This is a genomic window from Burkholderia plantarii (assembly GCF_001411805.1).
Lineage (GTDB): Bacteria > Pseudomonadota > Gammaproteobacteria > Burkholderiales > Burkholderiaceae > Burkholderia > Burkholderia plantarii.
The window spans coordinates 2,079,804-2,098,517 of sequence record NZ_CP007213.1; the positions used below are offsets into that span (position 1 = coordinate 2,079,804).

Genomic DNA, 18,714 nt, shown 5'->3' on the forward strand with positions numbered 1-18,714 from the left:
CGCCGCTGCCGCCGCGCGATGCGTGCCGCGCCGCTCAGGCCGCCAGATGGACGCGGGCCTGGTCGAGCACCACCTGGCGCAGCTGCTCCAGCGCCGGCGACATGCGGGTCTGGCCGTCGTGCAGGCACAGCTCGACGACCGGCAGCCCGGGCAGGCCCTCCGCCTCGCCGAGCCGGCGCAGCGTGGGCGGAATCCCGGCGGCGGTGCGCAGGGTGATGCCGAGCCCCGCCTCCACGCCGGCCCACAGGCTCTGCAGGCTCGCCGTGGTATAGGCGAGGCGCCACGGGATCTTGGCGTCGTCCAGCGCCTGCACGCCGGCGCGGCGGAACTGGCACGGCGGGTTGTAGAGCGCGAGGTCGAGCGGGCGGTCGGGCCGCGGCGGCGCCGCCGCGCCGTGGTTCGGCCCGATCCAGGCCATCGGCAGCGAGGCGATGTGCCGGGCGTCGGCGCGCGTGGCATGGCCCATCGCCAGCGCGAGATCGAGTTCGCCGCGGTCGAGCCGCTCCAGCAGCAGCCGGTTCGGCTCGACGGCGATCTCCACGCGCACCGCGGGATGGCTTTTCTTGAAGTCGCCGAGCACGGCGGGCAGCCAGGTCTCGGCGAAATCGCTGGGCAGCCCGAAGCGCACGCTGCCTTCCAGCGCGCTGCCGCGCACCGAGAGGATCGCCTCGTCGTTGAGGTCGAGGATGCGCCTGGCATAGGAAAGAATCACGTCGCCCGCCTCGGTCAGCACGAGCCCGCGGCCCTGCCGGCGAAACAGCGGCAGCCCGACCTGTTCCTCGAGCTTGCGGATCTGCTGGCTGATCGCCGATTGCGATCGCCCGACCCGTTCCGCCGCCCGATTCAGGCTGCCCAATTGATGCGCGGCCAGTAATGTCCGCATTACATCCATATCGAGATTCGGCAGCGACATGATTCAGTTTTTCCACAGAGTCGATGAAGAATTATCGCATTTCTTACGGGCCGGGTTGGCTACCATTCCGGTTGCGATTCGCACCAGCGGCCCTTACCGGCCGGCGCTTATCGATTGGTGATGGAAACGGAATAATGCCGAACCCGAAATCATTATGGATCCCGCATATGCTCAAGAAAACTGAATGGTCGTTGCCGCGCGGCGCGCTGGCCCTGCTCGCCTGCGCCTCTCTCGCGATGCCGCTGCGCGCCATGGCCGACGGCGCCGCGGCCGCGCTGGCCGGCACCTGGACGCTGGTCGCGGCCGACGTGGAGCACCCCGACGGCACGCGCGGCCGCGATTATGGCGCGGCACCCTCGGGATTGCTGATGATCGACGGCGAAGGCCGTTATTCGCTGCAGATTTTCAAGCAGGAACGCGAACGTTTCGGCACCGGCGACAAGGCGACCGGCACCGCCGCCGAATACAAGGGCGCGGTGACGGGTTCGAGCACGCATTTCGGCACGCTCGAAATCGATCCGGCCGCGCATACCCTGGTTTTCCATATTCAGCATGCGTCGTTTCCGAATTGGGAAGGCGCGCAACAGAAACGGACTTACGAAATTCACGGTAACGAATTGAGTTATCGCGTGGTGGCCCGTCCGAACGGCGATGTGCCGATCTCGGTCTGGAAGAAAGTGGATTGACGCGGCTTCCGGCGGCGCGCGCCGGGCGGGCGGCATGCCTCGCCGCTCCGCCAGGCGCGCCGCCGACGCCGCCCTCACCCTGACGAACTGACATGGCAACGCTCTCATCGACCCCGTGGGAATGGGCCTGGGTGCCCATCGTGCTGTGCGCCGCCTTCGGGCGCACCGTGCGCAATGCGGCGCAGCGCAGCCTGACCGAACAGGCCGGCACGCTGCCCGCCACCCTGGTGCGGTTCCTGTACGGGCTGCCGTGCGCGCTCGCCTGGCTGCTGCTGCTCGAACACCTGAGCGGCGGCGCGATGCCGGGCGTGACGCCGGTCTGGGCCGGCTGGCTCACGCTCGGCGCGGTCGCGCAGCTGAGCGCCACCGCGCTGCTGCTGATGGCGATCCGGCATTGCAACTTCGTGGTGGCCGTCACCTACTCGAAGACCGAGCCGGTGCAGGTCGCGCTGTTCTCGCTGCTGTTCCTCGGCGAGCTGCCCGGCGAGTATTCGATCCTCGGCATGCTGATCGCGATGGCGGGCGTGGCCCTGCTGACGTTTCCGCGCCGCGAGCAGCGCGCCGCCATGGCCGGCAGCTGGCTCGGCCGCTCGACGCTCTACGGGCTCGGCGCGGGCGCGCTGTTCGCGCTGATGGCGGTGGGCTATCGCGCCGCCGCGCTGCACCAGCCGCACGTCACGCCCTGGCTGAACGGCGCGTGGGGCGTGCTGTGGGCGCAGGCGATCCAGTCGGTGCTGCTCGGCGGCTACCTGCTCGCCACCAATCGTCCGGGGCTGCTCGTGATCCTGCGGGTCTGGCGCTTCTCGACGATGGTCGGCACGGTCGGCGCGCTCGCCACCATCGGCGAGCTGACCTCGCTGGCGCTGCACGGCGCCACCGACGTGCGCACCCTGGGGCTGATCGAGGTGCTGTTCAGCTATCTGGTTTCGCGCCGCTTCCTCCGCGAGAAGCTCGGGGCGATCGAGGGCTGGGGCATCGCGCTCGTGACCTCGGGGCTCGTGGTGGTCTGCGCGCAGTGGTAGCCACGCGCCCTCGCGCGCCGTCGCGGTACGCCTTACCGCCCCCCTCAGGAGATGATCGATGATGCCAAGCCTCAAGTTTCGCGAGCTGAAGGCCACCCCGGTGCGCCTGCCGATGTCGAACCCGATCCGCACCGCCAGCGGCACGATCGCCGATGCGCCGTTCGTGCTGATCGACCTGCACACCGACCAGGGCGTGACCGGACATGCCTACCTGTTCGTCTTCACGCCGCTCGTGCTGAAGGCGCTGACCACGCTCATCACGCAGCTCGGCGAGCGCCTCGAAGGCAAGCCGCTCGCGCCGCTCGACACGCGCGACGCGCTCGAATCGCAGTTCCACCTGGTCGGCAACACCGGGCTCGTCAGCATGGCGATCGCCGGCATCGAGATGGCGCTGTGGGATGCCCACGCGCGCGCGCTCGGCGTCCCGCTGGTGCGCGCGCTGGGCGGCACGCCGCAGCCGGTGCCGGCCTATTCGAGCATCGGCATGCTCGGCGCCGAGGCCAGCTGCCGGCTCGCCGAGCAGTCGGTCGAGCGCGGCTTTCGCGCCATGAAGATCAAGATCGGCCACATCACGCTCGAGCAGGACCTGGAGGTGGTGCGGGCCGTGAAAGCGGTGCTGGGCGACCGCTCGATGCTCTGCATCGACTACAACCAGGGCCTGACGGTGGACGAGGCGGTGCGCCGCTGCCGTGCGCTCGACGAGCTGGGCCTGGGCTGGATCGAGGAGCCGACCCGGCAGGACGACTACGCCGGCCATGCCCGCGTCGCGGCCGCCACCGCCACGCCGATCCAGATGGGCGAGAACTGCTTCGGCATCCACGAGCTGGCCAAGTGCATCGCCGCCGGCGCGTCCGACCTGCTGATGTTCGATCTGATGAAGATCGGCGGCGTGTCGCGCTGGCTGCAGGGCGCGGCGCTGGCCGACGCCGCGTCGCTGTCGGTCAGCACCCACAACTACCAGGAGATCAGCGCGCACCTGATGGCCGTCACGCCCACCGCGCACTGGCTCCAGTACTACGACTACGCCGACCTGGTGCTGCGCGAGCCGATGCGCATCGTCGACGGCAACGCGATCCCGAACGAGACGCCCGGCAACGGCATCGACTGGAACCCCGAGGCCGTCGCGCGCTACCGGGTCGAATGAGGCGCGCGGGCCGCGCCGCCGCGCCTCGCGGTGGGGGCGCGGCGGCGGATGAATCACGGCAGGCAGGAAAAAAGCCTGAAAATGTTGACGGGACGTCCGGAAAAAATGGCAGCCAGGAATTCAGGGAGGACGCCGGGCGCGAGTTCGGGCAGAGAGTTCGGGCGGGAGGCGCGCGGCCGCGAGCAGGCGGGCGGCCGCGCGTTCGCCCGTCTCGTTCGCTCGTGCGTTCGCCGTCCCGGGGAAGGGGGACGCGGAAGGACCGGAGCGGTCGCCGGGACGGCCCGCGGTGCCGGGTGGCGATCGGTGGCGGACCGTCGGACGGCGCGGCCCGCGGCACCGGCTTGCGCGTGCGCCGGCGGCGCACGCGTGGCGCGTCAGGCCTCCTCCTTCACGGCCAGCCAGTCCGGCTCGACCTCGGCCGTGCTGGTGATGAGCCCCATGCCCCGTACCGCGGCCCTGGTTCGATTGGTCACGCCGAGCTTCTTGAACAGGATGCCGATATGCATCTTGACCGTGACGATCTCGATGCCGAGCAGATCGGCAATCGCCTTGTTCTGGTAACCGTGGATGATGCAGACCAGAATCTGCTGCTGTCGCGATGACAGCTTGGGGACGTCGTAGCCGGACAGCTCCACCGCCTCGTCCTGCCGATACTCGCCGCGCTGGCCCGGGGTCGGCCTGAACCCGGTGGACGCTGCCGGCTGCGGCGAGCGCCGCGATCGGGAAGTGTCGTCGTGCCGCACGACACCCTCGCAATTCATCTCGAATTCGAATCGCTTTTCCACTGCTCTCTCCAGGTGGATCAAACGGAAACACGTCCAGCGTCGGGGCGGCTACATGGGCTGCCCGATTTATTCGTCGGCGGCTTCGACGACGTAATGCGCCGATGCCGTACTCTGGACGCCAAGCGCTTGGAACTGATCGAGAAAATCGGGAAACGAGCACGTCACGTCGCTGTATCCGTCGAGATTGCAGGCCTTGTCGAAACGCAAGGCCGCCACGAACAGCGACATGAAGTTGCGGTGGTCGCCCTGGCTGCTCAGCGACACGCCGCCGGCGTAACGCGCCCTGCCGCGCGTGACGAATCCGTCGACGTGGCCGTCGGGGTGATACAGGATCTCGATGTCGGCGCCGAGCTTCAGCACCTCGGCCACCATCGACTCGATCCGCGACGACTTGTGGAAGCGCGTGACCGCCCCGCCCCTCACCGTGAATTTGCCCTTCACGAACAGGCTCAGCGCGACCAGCGTCGGGATGATGTTCGGCCCGTGGCTGACGTCGAATTCGAACTGCCCGTCCAGGCTGGCGGCGGTGCTGTCGACATGCAGGACGCGGCCGGCCTCGTAGCGCATCGTCGCGCCGAGCGCCTCGGCGATCTCGACGAACAGCTGCTCGCCCTGCAGCGTGGCCGCGTCGATGCCGGCGATCCGGTAGTGGCCCGGGAACAGCACGCAAGCCATCAGCAGATACGACAGCGACGTGAAGTCGGCGTTGATCTCGGTCTCGAACGGCTGGTAGGCGCCGGGATGCACCCGATACGCGGCATAGTCGGGGCTCGCCTCCACGTTGATGCCGGCGAGGCGCAGGATCTCGAGCGTCTGCGCGATGTACGAGTTCGACAGCACCGGCGAGGTCATTTCGATATCGACGCTGTGCTCGCCGAACGGCGCGGCCATCAGGATCGCCGTGACGAACTGCGAGCTGATGTCGCCGGCCAGCTGGCAGCGCGTGCCCTTGAGCGCCTTGCCCCAGTTGATCACGGGTGCCTTGTCGTCGTCGCCGAGGAACGTGAAGCTCGCGCCCAGCGAATGCAGCGCGTCGAACAGCGGCTTCATCACGCGGCGGCGCAGCGTGGCGTCGCCCGTCAGGATGGTGGGAAAGCCACGCATGCAGTTCAGCGCCATCATGGTGCGGAACACCAGGCCGGAACCCTTGGCGTCGATCACGTGGATGTCGGTGCTGAAGCGGCCCCCCGCGCCGGTGATCACCAGCGAATCGTCGGTCTCCTCGATGATCGCGCCGAGCTTGCGGCACGCGGTTTTCATGGTTTCGGTCTCGAGGCAGCGAAGATCGTTATGGATGATCGACGTACCCGCCGCGAGCGTGGCGGCCAGAATCGCCCGTTGCGTTTCCGGCTTCGAGGCGGGAACGCGCATATCCCGTCCCAACTGTTTGATCGGTTCGACACGCAGATACATACCCTCTCCCATCGGATTAAAAACAGGGAATGCCGGAATGGCGGATCCATTCCGGGCACCGGCGCGGCCCGCGGCAAGGCTCGCGGTCGGCCACGCGCTCACGAAGGCCGGCAGTGGCCCGGCCGGACCGGCTTACGCCGCCGTCTTCTGCGTTGCCTTCAGCACCGTGTCTTCGTAGATCTCGCGAAAGAACATCGCGAGGATCTCCTGCACGTCGTCGATGTACTTGAACACCGCTTCGTAGTCGTCCTCGCTGAGGATCAGCTGGTTCAGGATCTTCCACATCTCCAGCGAGTGATCGTCGCGGGTGTCCACCACCAGATGCGCCTCCTGCCCCTTGATCAGGTCGTGGCCGAGCGTGGACTTCAGGTTCTTCACGATGTCCGGCTGCAGCTTGGCCTGCGTGTATTCGACCAGGTAGTTCGACACCACCGGCGCCATCGGGTGTTCGTGTTCGAGGGTGTAATAGAAATAACCTTCGAACAGCTTGGTCGAGAGGTACGGCTCGGTGTTGAGGATCTCCTCCATCGAGACGCCGGCGGCCTCGCAGTCGTGAATGTAAAGCTTGTCGTGCAGCATCTCGTCGGCCTGATAATGCGCGTATTCCTGTGCCGCGGCCGGCGAAATCTGGGCGATCTTATAGATCGCCTTCGACTGGCTCACTCGGGAAAGACGAATCCGCCACACGTGCTCGATCAGTGTGCGCCGGTAGTAATTCATGTTGATGGTTTTGTCTTTCATATGGGAGGCGTATGGCACCGACTGGCGCCAGGCTTCCATCTTCTTGTCGAGATAGCGATCGATTCTCGATTTCCGCTCCAACCCCTCCGTATCGGAGAAGAACGGAGTCGGATGCTGAATGCCGGTGTGTTGAACGCGATTCATGGATAGCTCCAGGGGGACAAGCGAGGAAAGAAACAGCCGATGGCATGGGCAGCCGATGCGCAAGGCGCGGCCTGTTACAACTTCGTTGACACAGATCCCTCTCTCATGGACATCTGTTCTTTGAATTCGAGAAAAACCAGCTCTCGAGTGGAATTTCTAATTCAACGAATCGCGAAAACCCGGAATGCCGCGCAATTGCCATAAAAAAATAACCGCAATTGCCTTTGCAACCATTACCGCCGCCCGTCGATTCGCTTAACATTCTTAATGCTCATAATATGTGAGCCTCGCGATCGGAAAAGATATCCAAAGGTATATGTTCGATGCACCGGGAAATACCTTGTAAACTTTTCCGGATTTCCTGAAACAAACAATTCCCGTGGCAATCCGCCATGCACAATAAATCGTGGAAAATTGCCGCGAAAGTCCACAAGCGCGCGCAGTGGCGGACATGCAAGCGGCATGGCGCGGCGCATCACGCGGGGCGGCGGGCGTGGCCATGGCCTGGCGCTTCTGTCGAACCGCATGGCGGGCCGCGTGTTGCCGACGCCGCGCGACGGGGTCGGACGAAGCGGGCACGCGATGCGCGAAGCGGGGGAACACGAGAGCATGCCGGGGATCGAATGCGGCGCGGTGCCCGGCCACTTGGCAGGCGGGACGTGAGGCGGGAGATGGATGACTCGCACCGTGACGGTGCGAGGCGAGGCAACCGGCATCCGCGCGACACGATCGACACGACTGGTGCGATCGCTCATGGCGCCCCGCGCCGCCGCGCGTCGTGATGACGGCGATGACGACGCCAACGATGACGACGCCAAAAGCGGATACGGCCCGATCGGCACTTGATCGGGCCGGCATGGCATGGGCGCTCACCATACGGCCCCCGGTCTCTCGCGAACAGCTTGTCGTTATCGATGCAGAGGCGTGCGGCGCCATCGGCAGGATGGCTCCCGTGCTCCGGCTCCGCGACGCCCGCCCCCGTTGGCGTGGGCTGCCGGCTGCCGCAGATCGACCGTCATGGATCCGGACCGCCATGGTGCGTGGCCCGCGCGGCGTTCGACGAGTCCGGCACCGACCCGTCGCGACTGCCCGGCCACCTGCTTCCACCATCGAACTTGATGCGGGCTTCGGCTATCCATGCTTTCCCGAAGCGCGGCGCGATGCAGGTCGTTGCACGAGCGAGCGGCCGGCCTCGCCGCGCATCGGGCCACCGGTTCCGGCCCCGGCCCGCCCGGCGGCGCGATTCGCGCGGCGCCACGCGAACCGGCCTCGTTCATTTGACCCAGCGCGAGCGATTTTCCTTCCGCCCTCTTTTCGTTCGTCACCGGCGGCTGGCATGTCCTGCGCCGACGCCCGGCGTCGTGCGTGACCTCAGCATGCGCAGCGCGCGGCGGGTACGACGACTGCTCGACCGGCTCGCCGCCTCCCGTCCTGCGCAACCACCCGGCCCCCGGCGCGTGGTGCCCCGCCACCGCGTCACGCGCCACCGGCGCGCGATCCCGCCACCGGCCACGGCCCATCGCGCCTCGCGCCATCCTTCGTTCGCACCCGGCGCGGTTTGCATAGCGCGATTCCTCGTTTGCGGCCGTTGCGCCATTGAACAACAATCGAGCGCGACATTCACCGATCCCCAACCCGCTGCCGCGCCGGCCGGTCGCCGCCCGTCGTCCGGACTCGCCATCGAGCCGGGCGTCGCGCAGGCGATCACCGGCGCCGGCCGCCGCTTCGCTCCGGAGACGCGACGCATGCCCACCGAAAACTCCCGTCCCTCACCGGCGCCCGCCTCGCCGTCGCGCCGCGGCGCGCTGCGCCGGCTCGCCGCCAACGCGGCCGGCGGCGTCGGCGCCACGCTGCTGCCGACACTGGCCCCCGCCGCGCCGCTCGAGGTCGCCCCCTGGACCCGCGAGCCCGGCGCCGCGCTGCTCTCGCCGCCCTACGGCCAGCCGAGCCCGCACGAGGCCGACGTGATCCGCCGCAGCGCGCGGCCGGCCGCGATGCCGGGCTCGGGCTCGTCGATGACGCCGCTCGCCGAGCTGCACGGCACGCTGACGCCGAACGGCCTCGTCTACGAGCGCCATCACGCGGGCGTGCCCGCGATCGACCCGGACCAGCACCGGCTCGCGGTCCACGGCCTGGTGCGCGAGGCGCGGCTCTACACGATGGACGACCTGCTGCGCTTGCCGTCCGAGACGCGCATCCACTTCCTCGAATGCTCGGGCAACACGCGCAGCGAATGGGCCGGCCCGAGCGGCCAGCCGGTGCAATACACGCACGGCCTGCTGTCGTGCTGCGAGTGGACCGGCGTGCGGCTCGCCACGCTGCTCGACCAGTCCGGCGTCGATCCGGCCGCGCGCTGGCTGCTGGCCGAAGGCGCCGATGGCGCCGCGATGACGCGCAGCCTGCCGCTCGATCGCATCCTCGAACGCGCGCTGGTGGTCTACGCGCAGAATGGCGAGCGGCTGCGCCCCGAGAACGGCTACCCGCTGCGGCTGATCGTGCCCGGCTTCGAGGGCAACACCCACGTCAAGTGGCTGCGGCGCCTGAAGCTGATCGCGGCGCCCGAGATGACGCGCGAGGAAACCTCGAAATACACCACGCTGCTGCCGAACGGCTGCGCGCGGCAGTTCGTGTTCGAGATGGATGCGAAGTCGGTGATCACACGGCCCTCGGCGGGGCACCGGCTGGCCGCGCGCGGCTACTACGCGCTGAGCGGCTACGCGTGGTCGGGGCGCGGGCGGATCCTCCGCGTCGAGGTGTCCACCGACGGCGGACGCAGCTGGCGCGAGGCGCGCCTGGCCGGTGCGCCGCACGATCGCGCGCTGACGCGCTTCGAGGCCGACTGGACCTGGGACGGCGGCCCGGCGAACCTGCAGAGCCGCGCGATCGACGAGACCGGCTACGTGCAGCCCACGCGCGAGGCGCTGGTGGCCGCGCGCGGCTTGAATTCCGAGTACCACTACAACGGCATCCAGAACTGGCGCGTGGACGAAACCGGGGAGGTGCGCAATGCCTGAACGGATCGAATGCGGCAGCGGCCGCGACGCTGGTTTCGGCGCAGCCGCGCATGCGCGGCGGGCACGGCCCCGGTTCGCCGCGGCGCTCACCGGGCTCGCGGCCTGCGTCGCCGTCGCCAGCGCGGGCTGCACGAACGGCGGGGCCGGCACGGGCGCGTTCGCCGCCACCGGCGCCACGCCCGCATCCGCGCCAGCGCGATACGGGCTCGGCCAGCCCGTCACGGAGGCCTCGCTGGCGGCCTGGAACATCGACGTCGCGCCGGACGGCCGCGGCCTGCCGCCAGGCTCGGGCAGCGTCGCGCACGGCGGCCAGGTGTATGCGCAGAAATGCGCGATGTGTCATGGCGCGAAGGGCGAAGGCGGCGCCGGCGACGCGCTGGTCGGCGGCATCGGCACGCTCGCGGACAAAAAGCCGAAGAAGACGGTGGGCAGCTACTGGCCCTACGCGACCACGCTGTTCGACTACATCCGCCGCGCGATGCCGTACAACGCGCCGGGCTCGCTGAGCGCCGACGACGTCTATGCCGTCAGCGCGTTCCTGCTCAACCGCAACGGCATCGTGCCGGACGGCACGACGCTCGACGCTCGACGCGACCACGCTGCCGCAAGTGAGGATGCCGAACCGCGACGGCTTCGTGCCCGATCCACGCGGCCCCGGCAAGCTGTAGCACGCCCTGCCGCGGCCTGCCGAGCCCGGTCGCGCGCTATCGCGCCAGATGCACGCGCAGCCGTTCGACGATCGCCTCGAAGCCGGGGCGGCTGCCGGCATCGGGGCTCAGGCAGGCCGCCGTCAACGCGGCCAGCGCGTCGAGCGCGGCCGAGCGGTGCGCCTCGGTGCGTTCGAGCAGTTCCTCCAGCAGGCAGCCGAACGCGCGCACCTCGATGCGCTGCAGCGCGAGGCCGGGCGCCGCGTCGCGCGGGCCATACAGCGAGGCGGCGCCGAAATCGCCGAGCAGCGCGTGGCCGGCGCCGTCGTGCAGGATGTTGTGCGCGTAGAGATCGCCATGCAGGATGCCGCGCCGGTGCAGGTGCGCGGCGGCCGACGCGATGCCGTGCGCGATCCGCAGCGTCGCGCCCAGATCGAAGCGCCGGTCGTCTGGATAGACGTCGCGCGTGCAGCTGTCGAAGCTCGGCGGCGCCGCGAGTACTTCGAAGTCGTGTTCGATCAGCGGCATCACCAGCCCCTGCTCGCCGATCGGATGGCCCTTCAGCTTGCCGAGCGCGCCGATCAGGTTCGGCTGCGCGCCCGCATGCAGGCAGGCGGCCATCTCGCGATCGGGCAGGCCGTCGCTCGTCACCGCGCCCTTGAACAGCTTCACGGCCACCGCCTGCTGCGGGTGATGGTCGGCCGACAGCCGGATCGCGCGATAGATCACGCCCGAGGCGCCCTCGCCGAGCTTCTGGCCAAGCGCGAGCGTGGCCCAGCCGATCTCGCCGACCGCGCCGTCGGCCGCCGCGTCGGCCTCGGCCGCGGCGGCGCACGGGTTGCCCGCGTAGCCGAGCCAGGCCAGGCGCGGCAGCCGCAGCAGCCACTCCGGCAACGCCTCGAACCGGTTCGCGGCCAGCCGCACCAGTTCGAGCCGCGTGCAGGCCGCCATCTCGTCGGGCAGCGCGCTCAGGCGGTTGCCGGCCAGCATCAGCTTCTGCAGTTCGGCGCAGCGGCCGAGTTCGGGCGGCAGCGCCGCGATCTCGTTGTCGGTCAGGATCAGCCAGCGCAGCCGCGGCGGCAGCGCGGCGCCCGGCACCTCGCGAATCCGGTTCGCCTTGAAGCCCACCATGCTCAGCTGCCCGCACTCGCCGAGCACGGCCGGCAGTTCGGTAAACGGATTGTTCGAGGCGAACAGCACGCGCAGCTTCGCGAGCCTGGGCAGGTCGTCGGGCAGCGTGCCGAGCGCGTTGCCGGACAGATCGAGCACTTCCAGCGTGTCGGCCAGCTCGAAGATCTCGCGCGGGAATTCGGTCAGGCCGCCGCCGAGTTTCAGGTGCCGGGCGCCCGCGAGTTCGCCGGCTTTCAGTTGTTCAAGGGTGGTCGTCACGAGCGGAACCGGCGGCGGCCGGGGTGGATGGAGGACGTTTCGATTCTACCGGGATCGCCCGCGCGGCGAGCGCGGAGATACCCCGAACGGCGGCCCGCGCGCCGCATCCAAGCCCGTCGATCCGGCGGGTTCCGGCGCCTCCCGGGCACCGCACGCCGGGCACGACGCTTGCGTGGCGCCGGCATCCACGCGGCGGCATCCGCCACCCACACCCACGCGCGCAGCGCCCCGCGCCCCACGCTCGACGCGACCGTCGCCCCGGCCTCGACCCGCCGCCGCGCCGCCCGTGTTAGCGTGAACCGACCTCAGGCCACCGCGCCCCCCGCCACCCATCCCATGAGGGCCATCGAATGACTTCCACCCCGAAGAGCGTCCCCGCCCCGCGCGATCCGCATCTGCGCGAGATGGCGAACTGCATCCGCTTCCTGTCGATGGACGCGGTCCAGAAAGCCAACAGCGGCCACCCCGGCGCGCCGATGGGCATGGCCGACATCGCCACCGTCCTGTTCCGCGATTTCATGCGCTTCGACGCGGCCGATCCGCACTGGATCGATCGCGACCGCTTCGTGCTGTCGAACGGCCATGGCTCGATGCTGCTCTACAGCCTGCTCTACCTGACCGGCTATGCCGACATGACGCTCGATCAGCTCAAGCAGTTCCGGCAGGTGGGCAGCAAGACGCCGGGCCACCCCGAGTACCGCCACGCGGACGGCATCGAGCTGACCACCGGGCCGCTCGGCCAGGGCATCGCCGAATCGGTCGGCATGGCGCTCGCCGAGCGGATCCTGAACGCGCGATTTGGCAACGAGCTGGTCGATCATTTCACCTACGTGTTCCTCGGCGACGGCTGCCTGATGGAGGGCATCAGCCAGGAGGCGATCTCGCTGGCCGGCCACCTGAAGCTCGACAAGCTGATCGCGTTCTGGGACAACAATTCGATCTCGATCGACGGCCCGACCAAGCTGGCCGTCTCCGACAACGAGATCGAGCGCTTTCGCGCCTCGGGCTGGCGCGTGCTCGAGATCGACGGCCACGACACCGACGCGATCCACGGCGCGATCGTCACCGCGCGCGAATCGAGCGGCCAGCCGACGCTGATCGCGTGCCGCACCATCATCGGCTTCGGCTTCCCGACCCGCGCCGGCACCCAGAAGGCGCACAGCGACGCGCCCGGCGAGGAGGAAATCGCCGGCGCGCGCGAGCTGCTGGGCTGGCATTCGCCGCCGTTCGAGATCCCCGCGCCGCTGCTGAAGGAATGGCGCGAGATCGGCGCGAAGGGGCGCGAGGCGAGACTCGCCTGGGCCGACCGCGTGAAGCAGGCACCCGCCGCGCTGCGCGAGGAATTCGAGCGGCGCAACGAAGGCCGGCTGCCGCCCGACTGGAAGGCCGCGATCGCCGCCGCGCGCGACGCGTTCACGACGAGCGGCGACGAGATGGCCACGCGCAAGGCCAGCGGCACCGTGCTCGACCACCTGTTCGACGCGATTCCCGAACTGCTCGGCGGCTCGGCGGACCTGACGCCGTCGAACAACACCAAAACGAAGCACCAGACCGAGATCAGCCCCGGCCACTACGACGGCGCCTACGTCCACTACGGCGTGCGCGAGCACGGCATGGCCGCCGCCATGAACGGCATCGCGCTGCATGGCGGCCTGATCCCCTACGGCGGCACCTTCCTCTGCTTCTCCGACTATTGCCGTCCGGCGATCCGGCTCGCGGCGATGATGCAGATTCGCACCATCTTCGTGATGACGCACGACTCGATCGGGCTCGGCGAGGACGGCCCGACACACCAGCCGGTCGAGCATCTGGCCGCGCTGCGCGCGATCCCGCACCTCGGCGTCTATCGCCCCGGCGACCCGGTGGAGACGGCCGAGTGCTGGGAGCTGATCCTCGATCAGCCGCGCCGCGCCGCGCTGATCGCGCTGTCGCGCCAGCCGGTGCCGCTGCTGCGCAAGGAAGGCGGCACCGAGAACCGCTCCGCGCGCGGCGCCTACGTGCTGCACGAGGCCGAGGGCGGCCCGCGCCGGCTCACGCTGCTGGCCACCGGCTCGGAGCTGCATCTGGCCGTGCAGGCGCGCGAACGCCTGCAGCGGGACGGCGTGCCGACCGCCGTGGTGTCGATGCCGTGCCGGCTGCTGTTCGAGGAGCAGGACGCCGCGTACCGGCGCGCGGTGCTCGGCGACACGCCCGCGCGCGTGGCCGTGGAGGCCGCCGTCGAACTCGGTTGGGAACGCTATCTCGGGCCGCAGGGGCGCTTCATCGGCATGCACGGCTTCGGCGAATCGGGCAAGGTGCAGGACGTCTACGAGAAGTTCGGCATCACCGTGGACGCGGTCGTGAAGGCCGCGCGCGAGGTGATCCGCGACGTCGAGGGCTGACGCCCTGCCTGCGGGCCATGGGCGGCGGACCGGACGGCTCGGCCGGCGGCGCGCCCGGGCATCTCGCCCGCTCGGCCGCCCTTGCTCAGCGCCGGAAGTCGACCACGCTCTTGCCCCGGTGCGCCGAGACGCGGTGGCGCTCGATCGCCCCGGCCAGCTGGTCCGGCGCCACCACCTCGGTCACGCGCGACACCAGCCGCCCTCGCGCGACGTCCGCGATGATCCGTTCGAGCCGTTCGGCATCGGGCGTCACCATGAACCAGAGCCCGCGACGCCCCGCCGGCGTGCGCGCGACGATCTCCGGCGAGGTCGTGCCGACCACGCAGCCCCCCGGCGCCAGCACCTGCCACGAGCGCTCCAGCGCCTCGCCGCCGACGTAGTCGAGCACCAGGTCGACGTCGGCCACCTCCGCCTCGAAACGCTGCGTCTCGTAGTCGATCACCTGATCGGCGCCGAGCGCGCGCACCTCGTCCGCGTAGCGCCCACGCACGGTCGCGATCACGAACGCGCCGGCCTGCTTCGCGAACTGCACCGCGAAGCCGCCCAGGCCGCCCGCCGCGCCGTGGATCAGCACGCGCGCGCCCGGCGCGAGCGGCCCGGCCGCGTGCAGGCTCTGCCAGGCCGACATCGCGGCCACCGGCAACGCGGCGGCCTGCACCTCGTCGAACCCGTCGGGTACGCGCGCCAGCTTCGCCGCGTCCACCGCCACGTAGTCCGCGTAGGCGCCGACGCGGCCCAGGCCGCCCGCCACGCGATCGCCGCGCGCGAAGCGCGTCACGCCCGCGCCCACCGCCTCCACCACGCCGGCCAGCTCGATGCCGAGCACGGTCGGCAGCGCCAGCGGAAACGCGTCGCGCACGTAGCCTTCGCGGATCTTCCAGTCGAGGCCGTTGATGCCGGCCGCGGCGACGCGCACCAGCACCTCGCCCGGCGCGGGCGCCGGCTTCGCGACGGTGTCGAGCCGCGTGTTCGATGCATCGCCATAGCCGTTCAGCACGAGGGCACGGTTGGAATTCATGAGGTTGCTCCTTCGATGTCAGGGGAGCCCTCACGATAGGCCGTATCGAATCGGAAACACAGCCGCTACAATTCGAACGCCCTGTCTCGAAAATGGAACGAAAATGGACCTGAACGCGCTGGCCGATTTCAATCTGGTTGCCGCGCACGGCGGCTACGGCCGGGCGAGCCGCGCGAGCGGCCGGTCGAAGGCGACGCTGTCGCGCCGCGTGGCGGAACTCGAGCGCGCGATGGGCGTGCGGCTGCTCGAGCGCGGCGCGCGGGGGCTGGTGCTGACCGAGGCGGGCGAGCTGCTGGCCGCGCGCACCGAGGGGCCGATGCACGAGGTGGCCGACGCCGTGGCCGCCGCGCGCGAGGGGCTCGCCGCGCCGCGCGGGCTGTTGCGGATCGCCGCGCCGCTGCTGTTCTCACAGATCGCGCTCGGGCGGCTCGCGGCCGGCTTCGCGGCCGCCTACCCGGAGGTGCGGATCGAGGCCGTGGCCGAGGACCGCGTGGTCGACCTGATCGAGGAGCGCTTCGACGTGGCGATCCGCCCGAACCCGCGCGCCGATTCGAACCTGGTCGGCCGCTGTTTCGTGCGCGACCGGATGGTGGTGGTGGCCGCGCCGTCGGTCGCGAGACCCGTGGCGGCGGATGGCGACGGCGCCGCGCCGGTGGCCGTGCCGGCCGTGGTGATGGCCACCCGCGAGGGCGAGACCTGGCGCCTCGACGCGGGCCGGCTCGTGATCGAACCGGTGCCGCGGCTGCGGCTGTCGTCGCTGCTGATGGTGCGCGACGCGGCCATCGCCGGCGCCGGCGTCGCGCTGCTGCCGCGCTCGATCGTGGCCGCCGCGCTCGCCGCCCGGCAACTCGTGGAATGGGGCGCGCACGGCGCCGAGGTCGAGCTGTGGGTGCTGCACACCTCGCGCCGGCTGCCGAGCCCGAAGGTGCGCGCGTTCGTCGAATTCGTCTGCGCGCGGTTCCCCGACGGTGCCCTGCTGACCGACGCGTGACGCGGCGCGGGCACCGCCGTGCTCAGACCGCGGCGGCCGGCAGGTCCGCCGCTTCCGGCGCCGCGGTGCGCCGGCGCACGAACCACGCCATCGCGATCCGGTCCAGCGCCGAACACAGCACCAGATACAGCAGCGCGACGAACAGGAACACCGGGATCGGATACACCATCAGCCGGTTGTTGACCTGGGTGGCCACGAACGAGAGTTCGTTGACGCCGACGATATAGGCGAGCGAGGTGTCCTTCACCAGCGACACCCACTGGTTGACGAACGACGGCGCCATGATCCGCACCGCCTGCGGCAGCACCACCTCGCGCAGCGTCTGCCAGCGCGTGAGCCCGAGCGAGAGCCCCGCCTGCCACTGCGCGTCGCCCACCGCCGCGATGCCGGCCTGCACCGAATGCGCGAGATAGGCGCCGCCGATCAGCGACAGCGCGCAGACCACCGCCACCAGCCCCGGCACGTCCACGTCGAACAGGATCGGCAGCAGGAAATACGTCCAGAAGATCAGCATCAGCACCGGAATCGCGCGAAAGAAGCCGATCACCACCAGCAGCGCCACGCGCGTGGCGCGGCCCGCCATCGCCAGCGCCACGCCGGCCGCGAAGCCGATCACGCCCGAGGCCAGCGCCGAGGCCACCGCCAGCACCAGCGTCAGCGCCGCGCCGCCGAGCGGGCCGTCCGGAAACGCACCGATCAGCAGATAGCGCAGGTTGCCCGCGAACACGTCCCACGGCATCATCGGCGCGCTCCCTGGCCGGCCGCGCCGGCATGGCGCACCGCGTGCAGCGCGGCCTCGATCACCGCGATCGCCGCGATGTAGAGCACCGTGGCCACGCCGAACGCCTCGAAGGTGCGGAACGATTCCGTCTCCACCTGCCGCGACGCATAGGACAGCTCGGCCAGGCCGATCGCCATCGTCAGCGAGGAATTCTTCACGAGGTTCATGTACTGGCCGAACAGCGGCGGCAGCGCGATCCGCACCGCCTGCGGCAGCACGATATGGCGAAACGCCTGCAGGCGCGTGAGGCCGAGCGCGGCCCCGGCCTGCCATTGGCCCTCGCGCACGCCGGCGATGCCGGCCTCGAACTCGCCCGCGATGAACGCGGCCGAGTAGCAGGTCAGGCCGAGCCAGCCCGCCACGAACTCGAACGACGGCCAGTGCAGCGCGCCCAGCAGCGTGGTTGCCACGTGCGGTGCGTTGAGCCAGCCGATCGCCGCGTCGGGCAGCAGCGTGGCCGCGCCGAAGTACCAGAAAAACAGTTGCACGAGCAACGGGGTGTTGCGAAACGCGCCGATGTAGGCGCGCACCAGGAAACGGGCCGCGCGCCAGCGGGAGCGGCCGGCGAGCGCGAGCGAAACGCCCGCGAACGTCGACGACACCGCCGCGGCGAGCGTAAGCCCGATGGTCACGCCGAATCCCTGCCAGAGCCACAGCAGGTATTTCGGCGCCAGGAAGCTGTCGATCATCGTGTGAAGCCGATGGCGCGCGCCGCTCAGGTCTTGTCGCCGATCTTGAAGGTCCGCGTGAGCGGCGTCTTGGTGGTCGGCCCGAACCAGCGGTTGTAGATCGTGGTGGCCGTGCCGTTCGCCTCCAGCCCCTTCAGCGTGTCGTTGACGAACGACACCAGGCGCGGCTCGCCCTTCGGAATGCCCACGCCCATGTAGTCATTGGTGATCGTGAACGGCGGGATCTCGTACTTCTGCTTGTCGGGCACGTTGGCGAGCAGGCCGACCAGCTTCGGACCGTCCTGCGTGATCGCCTGCACGTTGCCGGCGCGCAGCGCGGCGAACGCGAACGGCGTGTCGTCATAGGCCACGATGGTCGCCTTCGGGAACTGCTCGCGCACCGCGATCTCGTTGGTGGTGCCCTTGTCGGCACCGATCCGGAAGCCGTTGAGCTGGTCCTTCGAGGTCAGCACGCCCTTCTTCGCGAGGAACTGCTGGCCCGACGAGAAATACGGAATGCTGAAATCGACCTGCTTGGCGCGCTCGTCGGTGATCGTGAAGTTCGCGAGCACGAGGTCGACCTTCTTCGAGGTCAGGAACGGAATCCGGTTCGCCGGATTGGTCGACTGCAGTTCGAGCTTGACGCCGAGCTTGTCGGCCAGCGCCTTCGCGTAATCGACGTCGAGGCCCACCGTGTGGTTGGTGGCCGGATCGACGAAGCCGAACGGCGGGTTGCTGTCGAAGGTGGCCACGCGCAGCACGCCGGCCTTCTTGATGTCGTCGAGGCGATCGGCGTGGGCGAGCGCGGGGAACAGCGCGGTGAAGCTGGCAAGCGTGGCGAGCGAGGCGGCGAGCAAAGTCTTTTTCATTGGAGATTCCGTAGGCAGTGGTCATGCCGGGCCAGGATCGAGCCGATCGTGCCGACCCGGTGGCGCGCCACGTTAGCATCGGCCGGCGCCAAACCTAAGCGAGGAATT

Annotated in this window: 16 protein-coding genes and 1 pseudogene; 8 read left to right on the plus strand and 9 right to left on the minus strand. The window is 69.6% G+C overall.

Features of this window, described 5'->3' with window-relative positions:
* Positions 1 to 34 precede the first annotated feature (34 nt).
* On the minus strand, positions 35 to 913 hold the full coding sequence (locus tag bpln_RS25975; RefSeq protein ID WP_055140427.1) for a LysR substrate-binding domain-containing protein: 879 nt from the start codon (positions 911 to 913) through the stop codon (positions 35 to 37).
* Positions 914 to 1,149: 236 nt separating this feature from the next.
* Here bpln_RS25975 and bpln_RS25980 point away from each other — a divergent pair, with 236 nt between their 5' ends.
* The 3 genes from bpln_RS25980 (at position 1,150) to bpln_RS25990 (ending at position 3,765) form a co-directional block, all read left to right on the plus strand.
* Positions 1,150 to 1,599 carry a lipocalin-like domain-containing protein gene (locus bpln_RS25980; protein WP_226993812.1) on the plus strand — a complete coding sequence of 150 codons (450 nt, stop codon included), beginning with the start codon at positions 1,150 to 1,152 and terminating at the stop codon, positions 1,597 to 1,599.
* Positions 1,600 to 1,691: 92 nt separating this feature from the next.
* The gene (locus bpln_RS25985) at positions 1,692 to 2,621 is read left to right on the plus strand and encodes an EamA family transporter (protein ID WP_055140428.1); all 930 of its coding nucleotides are present in this window, start codon (positions 1,692 to 1,694) and stop codon (positions 2,619 to 2,621) included.
* A 58-nt stretch (positions 2,622 to 2,679) separates the two neighbouring features.
* The gene (locus bpln_RS25990; protein WP_042628053.1) at positions 2,680 to 3,765 is read left to right on the plus strand and encodes an enolase C-terminal domain-like protein; all 1,086 of its coding nucleotides are present in this window, start codon (positions 2,680 to 2,682) and stop codon (positions 3,763 to 3,765) included.
* A 374-nt stretch (positions 3,766 to 4,139) separates the two neighbouring features.
* On the opposite strand, the gene bpln_RS25995 is transcribed toward bpln_RS25990, so the two are convergent.
* The 3 genes from bpln_RS25995 to bpln_RS38565 form a co-directional block, all read right to left on the minus strand.
* Entirely contained in the window at positions 4,140 to 4,550 is a 411-nt protein-coding gene (locus bpln_RS25995) for a helix-turn-helix domain-containing protein (protein ID WP_042628054.1), read from the minus strand.
* 66 nt (positions 4,551 to 4,616) lie between these two features.
* Positions 4,617 to 5,963, minus strand: a complete 1,347-nt coding sequence (locus bpln_RS26000; protein ID WP_042628055.1) for a 3-phosphoshikimate 1-carboxyvinyltransferase — start codon at positions 5,961 to 5,963, stop codon at positions 4,617 to 4,619.
* Positions 5,964 to 6,095: 132 nt separating this feature from the next.
* Entirely contained in the window at positions 6,096 to 6,848 is a 753-nt protein-coding gene (locus bpln_RS38565; protein ID WP_042628056.1) for a hypothetical protein, read from the minus strand.
* Positions 6,849 to 7,523: 675 nt separating this feature from the next.
* Between bpln_RS38565 and bpln_RS36860 the strand changes: the two genes are divergently transcribed.
* The 3 genes and pseudogenes from bpln_RS36860 (at position 7,524) to bpln_RS34545 (ending at position 10,530) form a co-directional block, all read left to right on the plus strand.
* Positions 7,524 to 7,694: a hypothetical protein gene (locus tag bpln_RS36860; protein WP_158512075.1), complete on the plus strand. Its 171-nt coding sequence runs from the start codon at positions 7,524 to 7,526 to the stop codon at positions 7,692 to 7,694.
* 899 nt (positions 7,695 to 8,593) lie between these two features.
* Positions 8,594 to 9,862 (plus strand): sulfite dehydrogenase, encoded by a 1,269-nt coding sequence (gene soxC, locus bpln_RS26010; protein WP_055140429.1) that lies wholly within the window; start codon positions 8,594 to 8,596, stop codon positions 9,860 to 9,862.
* 4 nt (positions 9,863 to 9,866) lie between these two features.
* Positions 9,867 to 10,530, plus strand: a pseudogene (locus tag bpln_RS34545) (c-type cytochrome).
* Positions 10,531 to 10,566: 36 nt separating this feature from the next.
* On the opposite strand, the gene bpln_RS26015 reads toward bpln_RS34545, so the two are convergent.
* Positions 10,567 to 11,898, minus strand: a complete 1,332-nt coding sequence (locus bpln_RS26015) for a leucine-rich repeat-containing protein kinase family protein (protein ID WP_055140430.1) — start codon at positions 11,896 to 11,898, stop codon at positions 10,567 to 10,569.
* Positions 11,899 to 12,248: 350 nt separating this feature from the next.
* On the opposite strand from bpln_RS26015, the gene tkt reads away from it, so the two are divergent.
* Positions 12,249 to 14,279 (plus strand): transketolase, encoded by a 2,031-nt coding sequence (tkt, locus tag bpln_RS26020; protein WP_055140431.1) that lies wholly within the window; start codon positions 12,249 to 12,251, stop codon positions 14,277 to 14,279.
* A gap of 85 nt (positions 14,280 to 14,364) precedes the next feature.
* Here tkt and bpln_RS26025 read toward each other — a convergent pair whose 3' ends face one another.
* A complete protein-coding gene (locus bpln_RS26025) occupies positions 14,365 to 15,297 on the minus strand; it encodes an NADP-dependent oxidoreductase (RefSeq protein WP_055140432.1) in 933 nt (310 codons plus the stop codon).
* A 103-nt stretch (positions 15,298 to 15,400) separates the two neighbouring features.
* Here bpln_RS26025 and bpln_RS26030 point away from each other — a divergent pair, with 103 nt between their 5' ends.
* Positions 15,401 to 16,288, plus strand: coding sequence for a LysR family transcriptional regulator (locus tag bpln_RS26030; protein WP_055140433.1), 888 nt, complete (start codon positions 15,401 to 15,403; stop codon positions 16,286 to 16,288).
* Positions 16,289 to 16,310: 22 nt separating this feature from the next.
* Here bpln_RS26030 and bpln_RS26035 read toward each other — a convergent pair whose 3' ends face one another.
* From bpln_RS26035 to bpln_RS26045, 3 genes are read right to left on the minus strand one after another with little or no spacing between them, the layout of a single operon-like run.
* On the minus strand, positions 16,311 to 17,027 hold the full coding sequence (locus bpln_RS26035; RefSeq protein ID WP_042629457.1) for an amino acid ABC transporter permease: 717 nt from the start codon (positions 17,025 to 17,027) through the stop codon (positions 16,311 to 16,313).
* The gene (locus bpln_RS26040; protein ID WP_420807387.1) at positions 17,027 to 17,755 is read right to left on the minus strand and encodes an amino acid ABC transporter permease; all 729 of its coding nucleotides are present in this window, start codon (positions 17,753 to 17,755) and stop codon (positions 17,027 to 17,029) included. Before bpln_RS26040 ends, bpln_RS26035 begins: the two co-directional genes overlap by 1 nt.
* A 29-nt stretch (positions 17,756 to 17,784) precedes the next feature.
* On the minus strand, positions 17,785 to 18,606 hold the full coding sequence (locus bpln_RS26045) for an ABC transporter substrate-binding protein (protein WP_042628064.1): 822 nt from the start codon (positions 18,604 to 18,606) through the stop codon (positions 17,785 to 17,787).
* Positions 18,607 to 18,714 lie beyond the last annotated feature (108 nt).

What these genes read in the sequence shown, in the direction of transcription:
- bpln_RS25975 (WP_055140427.1), bottom strand. Translation starts at nt 913, where the DNA reads ATGTCGCTGCCGAATCTCGATATGGATGTAATGCGGACATTACTGGCC.
- bpln_RS25980 (WP_226993812.1), top strand. Translation starts at nt 1,150, where the DNA reads ATGCCGCTGCGCGCCATGGCCGACGGCGCCGCGGCCGCGCTGGCCGGC.
- bpln_RS25985 (WP_055140428.1), top strand. Translation starts at nt 1,692, where the DNA reads ATGGCAACGCTCTCATCGACCCCGTGGGAATGGGCCTGGGTGCCCATC.
- bpln_RS25990 (WP_042628053.1), top strand. Translation starts at nt 2,680, where the DNA reads ATGATGCCAAGCCTCAAGTTTCGCGAGCTGAAGGCCACCCCGGTGCGC.
- bpln_RS26000 (WP_042628055.1), bottom strand. Translation starts at nt 5,963, where the DNA reads ATGTATCTGCGTGTCGAACCGATCAAACAGTTGGGACGGGATATGCGC.
- bpln_RS38565 (WP_042628056.1), bottom strand. Translation starts at nt 6,848, where the DNA reads ATGAATCGCGTTCAACACACCGGCATTCAGCATCCGACTCCGTTCTTC.
- bpln_RS36860 (WP_158512075.1), top strand. Translation starts at nt 7,524, where the DNA reads ATGACTCGCACCGTGACGGTGCGAGGCGAGGCAACCGGCATCCGCGCG.
- soxC (WP_055140429.1), top strand. Translation starts at nt 8,594, where the DNA reads ATGCCCACCGAAAACTCCCGTCCCTCACCGGCGCCCGCCTCGCCGTCG.
- tkt (WP_055140431.1), top strand. Translation starts at nt 12,249, where the DNA reads ATGACTTCCACCCCGAAGAGCGTCCCCGCCCCGCGCGATCCGCATCTG.
- bpln_RS26025 (WP_055140432.1), bottom strand. Translation starts at nt 15,297, where the DNA reads ATGAATTCCAACCGTGCCCTCGTGCTGAACGGCTATGGCGATGCATCG.
- bpln_RS26030 (WP_055140433.1), top strand. Translation starts at nt 15,401, where the DNA reads ATGGACCTGAACGCGCTGGCCGATTTCAATCTGGTTGCCGCGCACGGC.
- bpln_RS26035 (WP_042629457.1), bottom strand. Translation starts at nt 17,027, where the DNA reads ATGCCGTGGGACGTGTTCGCGGGCAACCTGCGCTATCTGCTGATCGGT.
- bpln_RS26045 (WP_042628064.1), bottom strand. Translation starts at nt 18,606, where the DNA reads ATGAAAAAGACTTTGCTCGCCGCCTCGCTCGCCACGCTTGCCAGCTTC.